Source organism: Brevundimonas sp. CURTG3B2_SDJG, assembly GCF_057364705.1.
Genome location: NZ_JBNFOJ010000203.1, coordinates 1 through 5,168, shown reverse-complemented (window position 1 = coordinate 5,168; position 5,168 = coordinate 1). Strand labels below are relative to the sequence as shown.

The following is a 5,168-nucleotide window of genomic DNA, read 5'->3' as shown; positions in this document are numbered from 1 at the left end:
CCGGCCCAGCCGGCCGCCCCGTCGCTGCAGGACCTGGAATCGAGCCTGGCCGGCGCCTCGGCCCAGCCGGCCCCGGCGCAGCAGGCTCCGGCCCAGTAAGGTGGGCGGGGACCTTATCCCCGCCTTCCTCTTCCGCCCTCAAAGTCTCCGCAAATCGCCGCCCGAATCGGCGGTAGAGTGATCTCCCATGGCCCGTTACGTGTTCATCACCGGCGGCGTGGTTTCCTCATTGGGAAAAGGCCTCGCTTCCGCCGCTCTCGGCGCGCTTCTGCAAGCGCGCGGCTACAAGGTTCGCCTTCGTAAGCTCGACCCCTATCTGAACGTCGATCCGGGCACGATGAGCCCGTATCAGCACGGCGAGGTCTTCGTGACCGACGACGGGGCCGAGACCGACCTCGACCTCGGTCACTACGAGCGCTTCACCGGCGTGTCGGCGGCGAAGTCGGACAACATCACCACGGGCCGGATATACTCGACGATCCTGGAGAAGGAGCGACGCGGGGACTACCTCGGCGCCACCGTCCAGGTGATCCCGCACGTCACCGACCAGATCAAATCCTTCTGCCTGACGCCGGCCCTGACCGATGACGGCGAGGAGGTCGATTTCGTGCTGGTGGAGATCGGCGGCACGGTCGGCGACATCGAGGGGCTGCCGTTCTTCGAGGCCATCCGCCAACTGGGCCAGGACCTGCCGCGCGGCCAGTCCTGCTTCGTGCATCTGACGCTGCTGCCCTACATCAAGACCGCCGGCGAGATGAAGACCAAGCCGACGCAGCATTCGGTCAAGGAGCTGCGCTCGATCGGCATCCAGCCCGACATCCTGCTTTGCCGCTGCGAATTCCCGATCCCGCCCGAGGAAAAGCGCAAGATCGGCCTGTTCTGCAATGTGCGGGAAAGCGGCGTGATCCAGGCGATGGATTCGGCCGACATCTACGCCGTGCCGCTGGACTATCACCGCGAGGGGTTGGACGCCGAGGTGCTGGCGCATTTCGGCATCACCGACGCGCCCGCGCCGGACCTGTCGATGTGGCAGGAGATCGCCCGCCGCAGGCTGCAGCCCGACGGGGAGGTCACCGTGGCCGTGGTCGGCAAGTACACGGTGCTGAAGGACGCCTACAAGTCGCTGATCGAGGCCCTGCACCACGGCGGCGTCGCCAACAACGTCAAGGTCAACATCGACTGGGTCGAGGCCGAGACGTTCGAGGGCGACCGCGAGGCTTGCGAGGCGCGACTGCAGGGCGCGCACGCGGTGCTGGTCCCCGGCGGCTTCGGCGAGCGCGGCTCCGAAGGCAAGATCGAGGCGGCCCGCTTCGCCCGCGAACGCAACATTCCGTATTTCGGCATCTGCTTCGGCATGCAGATGGCGGTGATCGAGGCGGCGCGGAACCTGGCCGGCTATCCCAAGGCCTCGTCGACCGAGTTCGGCCCGACGACCGAGCCGGTGGTGGGGCTGATGACCGAGTGGACCCAGGGCAATCAGAGGGTGCTGCGTCAGCAGGGCGGCGACCTGGGGGGCACCATGCGGCTGGGCGCCTATGATTCCACTCTGAAGCCGGGGTCCAAGATCGCGCAGATGTACGGCTCGACGACCATCAGCGAGCGCCACCGCCACCGCTACGAGGTCAACATCAACTATCGCGAGGCGATCGAGCGGAAGGGCGGCCTGACCTTCGCCGGCCTGTCGCCCGACGGAGTCCTGCCCGAGACGGTCGAGCGCGAGGACCACCCGTGGTTCATCGGGGTGCAGTATCATCCGGAGCTGAAGAGCCGTCCGTTCGCGCCGCACCCGCTGTTCGCCGGCTTCATCGCCGCGGCGGTGGTGCAGAGCCGTCTGGTCTGAGCCCGGCCTCGTCGGGCGGACTGGGCGGCCTGTCCGACCATTCGTCCGAAAGGACGCCCGGGACGGCGAGGGCGCTTTCGAACGGCCGACGAAGCCGACAGCGGACGCACGTCTGCATGCCAGGGATCGAGCGGCTGTCCACGAACAGATGGCCCTTAAAGCGGCAGCGCAGGGAATTGAACATGGTCGCCTCGATCCGGGACAACCGTGTTCCTCTTTCTGCTGAGCCGCAAGAAAAATAGGTATTTCCAAGACTTGCGCAGATGGTCGATCAGGTCGGCCTTCGCACGCGGCGGCGCTCAGGCGAGAAGCGCCAGCAGGGCGAAGCTGGCCAGCCAGTGCTCGCCCATGTAGTCGCCGGTGACATGGGACAGGGCGGCGTCCAGGTGGGCCGCGGCCGCCCGGCCCGCGACGGCCGCGCGGACATCGTCGTCCGGAAGGGCCGAGGCGATCTCGCGCCAGCACCAGGCCCGGCTCAGGTTCAGGCCGTCCAGGTGGGCGATCTTGCCGTCCGACCGGTCGCTGACGCGCGCGGGCGTCAGCAGGGTCGCGGGCCGCCCTTCCGCCAGGGCGGGCAGGAAGGCGTCGAACCAGACGCGGAAATCGTCGGGCGACAGCGCCTGACGCATCAGGACGGCCTCCGCCAGGGCGGGCGACAGGAACTCGTCCTGCGACGGCTCCCACGCCTGGCAGTCGCGATCCTGGGCGTGCCAGCGCCATGCGGCCGCGCGGCACAGAGCGGCCAGATCGGCGTCGTGGGCGTCGGCGTAGTCCAGCGTCAGGCGCAGGGCGAAGGCGGTGTTGTAGTGGGTTCCGACGCGCACCGGATAGTCGGCCAGGGGCAGGAAGGCCTTGAAGCGCTCGGCGAAGACCTGGGCCAGCGGCCGCAGAGTCTCGGCCCAGCGGCGGCCCTCGCCGGTCTCATGCCGCTCCAGCTCCGCCGCCAGCATCAACAGCCAACCCCAGCCGTAGGGGCGTTCGAACCCCGCGCCTCCGGGCGGGCCAGATAGGCGGCCTCTCCGGCGATGTTCGACGGCGTGAACAGGTCGTCGGCCAGGAGGCGGATGCGGGCGGCCTCGGCCATGTCGGGATGCAGCCGATAGAGGGTGAACAGCGTCCACCAGCCATGCACGCAGGAATGCCAGTCGTAGCTGCCGAAGAAGATCGGATGCATGTCGCGCGGCGTGCGGGCGTCCTGCGGGCCCGTCAGCACGTGCATGATGTGGTTGGGATACTCGCGCGTCACATGCCCCAGCGCGGCGGCGGCGAAGCGGGAGGCGATCGTGGCGTCCAGGGCATGCGTCATGGTCAGAACCGGAAGGCCAGCAGGTACATCAGCGCCGTGTTCACGCCCAGCATGACCAGGGCGGTGGGGATCTGCGCTCGGATCACCCCGTTCAGCGCCTTGTCGCGGTCCGGCAGCTCCAGCAGGTTGGCGGGCACGACGTTGAAGTTCGCCGCCATGGGCGTCATCAGCGTCCCGCAGAAACCCGCCAGCATGCCGATGGCGCAGACAATGGCCGGGTTGCCGCCGAACTGATGGACCACGATCGGCAGGCCGATCGCCGCAGTCATCACCGGGAAGGCGGCGAAGGCGTTGCCCATGACGACGGTGAACAGCGCCATGCCCAGGCAGTAGGCGATCACGGCCAGCAGCGGGGTGGTGAGCGGCACGGTCTGGCTGACCAGATTTCCGACCACCCCGCCCACGTCCGCGGCCAGGAAGACCGCGCCCAGCGAGGCCAGCATCTGGGGCAGCAGGGCGGCCCAGCCGATGGAGTCCATCAGCCGGCGGCCCTCCTGAACCGGCGCCATGACCGGCGGGCGGAACCAGGCCATGGCCACGACCAGGGCGATCAGGCAGCCCAGGCCCAGGGCGATCAGCGTCGTCTGGGTCGAGGAGATCAGCCAGGCTCCGGCCCCGGTGTGCTTGGCCAGCAGCGTGCCGCCCACCGCCACCAGGGGGATGACCAGGGCCGGGACGAAGAGCGCGTTTCCCCGGACGGCCGCGCCCTCGCGCCGCTGTTCCAGCGTGGTGGTGGCCGGCATGCCGACGCCCATCCTGCCCACGGCGCCGACGACGACCAGGGCCACGACCAACAGGCCGTTGCCCAGGCCGCCCAGGGCGTCGCCGAACAGCATGGAGGCGGCGATCAGGCCCCAGAACAGGGTGTTGCGGATCCGGGTCGGATGCGACCGGTCCAGGGCGGTGAAGACGGCGAAAGCCAGGAACATCAGGCCGACGACGAGGTAGGCGTGCTGCAAGGTGATCATCGTGCGGCCTCCGACGGGAGGGCGGGCGCGGCCAGGTCGCGCTTCACCGCGCGGTCGAACAGCCACAGCCTGAGGCCATGCACCGCGAAGGCGCAGAGGGCCGTGGGGATGGCCCATAGCGAGATGTCCAGCGCCTCGACCTTCAGCCCGGCCTGCTCCAGGAAGCCGACCATCAGCACGATCGAACCGATGGCGATGAAGATGTCCTCGCCGAAGAACAGGCCGATGTTGTCGGTGGCCGCCGACATGCCGCGGATGCGGAAGCGGGCCTTGTCGGGCAGGGCGCCGTGCTCGGCCTCGGCCGCGCCTTCGGCCATGGGCGCGACCAGCGGCCGGACCATCTGCGGATGGCCGCCCAGCGAGGTCAGGCCGAGGGCGGAGGTGGCCTGGCGGACGAACAGATAGACCAACAGCAGCCGCCCCGCCGTCGCCGCCTTCACCCGGGCGATCAGAAGCCGGGCGCGCTCCTGCAGGCCCGCCCGCTCCAGCACGCCGATCACCGGCAGGATCAGCCAGGTGATGTGGAAATAGCGGTTGTCGTTGAACGCCTCGCCGAACCGGGTCAGCGTCTGAACGCCCGCGTCGAACAGGCCGCGCGCGTCCACGTCCGGCCCCAGCGCCGCCAGAACGCCGGTGACGATCGCGGCGGCCAGGATCACCAGCAACGGATTGATGCGGGCGATGAAGCCCACGACGACGACCAGTATCCCCAACAGAACCAGCATGCGGACTCCCCTCCGTGCCAAGGGACAGTCGCGCGGTTCGAGGCCGCGGAAAACCCCACATCCACGCCTCCGGGCCTTCGCCGGGATGGGCGGATTTCAACAGGCTCGGAACCCGTCCATCCCCCGCCCATGCGTGATCGTCTCCGGGGCCGTTCGGCCGAGGAGTTCGGGGAGGCGGCGGAGCCTGGGCGGCGAGGCCCGGAACCGGATGGGTCCCCTGCTTTCGCGTTGCGGGGACCGGGGTGAGTTTTCGGCGTCGCCGCCTGAGGCTCCGCGCGACCGGTTCACGCAGGCAGGACGCTGAGGGCTTCTGCACGGCTTCTCGCCGT

The 5,168-nt window shown here is 69.2% G+C and carries 3 protein-coding genes and 1 pseudogene; 1 reads left to right on the top strand and 3 read right to left on the bottom strand.

Features of this window, described 5'->3' with window-relative positions:
- The first annotated feature begins 187 nt into the window (after window positions 1–187).
- Complete coding sequence (gene pyrG / locus AC2W7C_RS13095; RefSeq protein ID WP_486001833.1) at window positions 188–1,840, top strand: CTP synthase; 1,653 nt, start codon at window positions 188–190, stop codon at window positions 1,838–1,840.
- Window positions 1,841–2,139: 299 nt separating this feature from the next.
- Here the strand turns inward: pyrG and AC2W7C_RS13090 are convergent.
- The 3 genes and pseudogenes from AC2W7C_RS13090 to AC2W7C_RS13080 form a co-directional block, all read right to left on the bottom strand.
- A pseudogene (locus AC2W7C_RS13090) lies at window positions 2,140–3,059 on the bottom strand (DUF2891 domain-containing protein).
- Window positions 3,060–3,148: 89 nt separating this feature from the next.
- The gene (locus AC2W7C_RS13085) at window positions 3,149–4,114 is read right to left on the bottom strand and encodes a DUF979 domain-containing protein (protein WP_486001832.1); all 966 of its coding nucleotides are present in this window, start codon (window positions 4,112–4,114) and stop codon (window positions 3,149–3,151) included.
- Window positions 4,111–4,839 (bottom strand): DUF969 domain-containing protein, encoded by a 729-nt coding sequence (locus tag AC2W7C_RS13080; protein WP_486001831.1) that lies wholly within the window; start codon window positions 4,837–4,839, stop codon window positions 4,111–4,113. Before AC2W7C_RS13080 ends, AC2W7C_RS13085 begins: the two co-directional genes overlap by 4 nt.
- Window positions 4,840–5,168 lie beyond the last annotated feature (329 nt).

What these genes read in the sequence shown, in the direction of transcription:
- pyrG (WP_486001833.1), top strand. Translation starts at nt 188, where the DNA reads ATGGCCCGTTACGTGTTCATCACCGGCGGCGTGGTTTCCTCATTGGGA.
- AC2W7C_RS13085 (WP_486001832.1), bottom strand. Translation starts at nt 4,114, where the DNA reads ATGATCACCTTGCAGCACGCCTACCTCGTCGTCGGCCTGATGTTCCTG.
- AC2W7C_RS13080 (WP_486001831.1), bottom strand. Translation starts at nt 4,839, where the DNA reads ATGCTGGTTCTGTTGGGGATACTGGTCGTCGTCGTGGGCTTCATCGCC.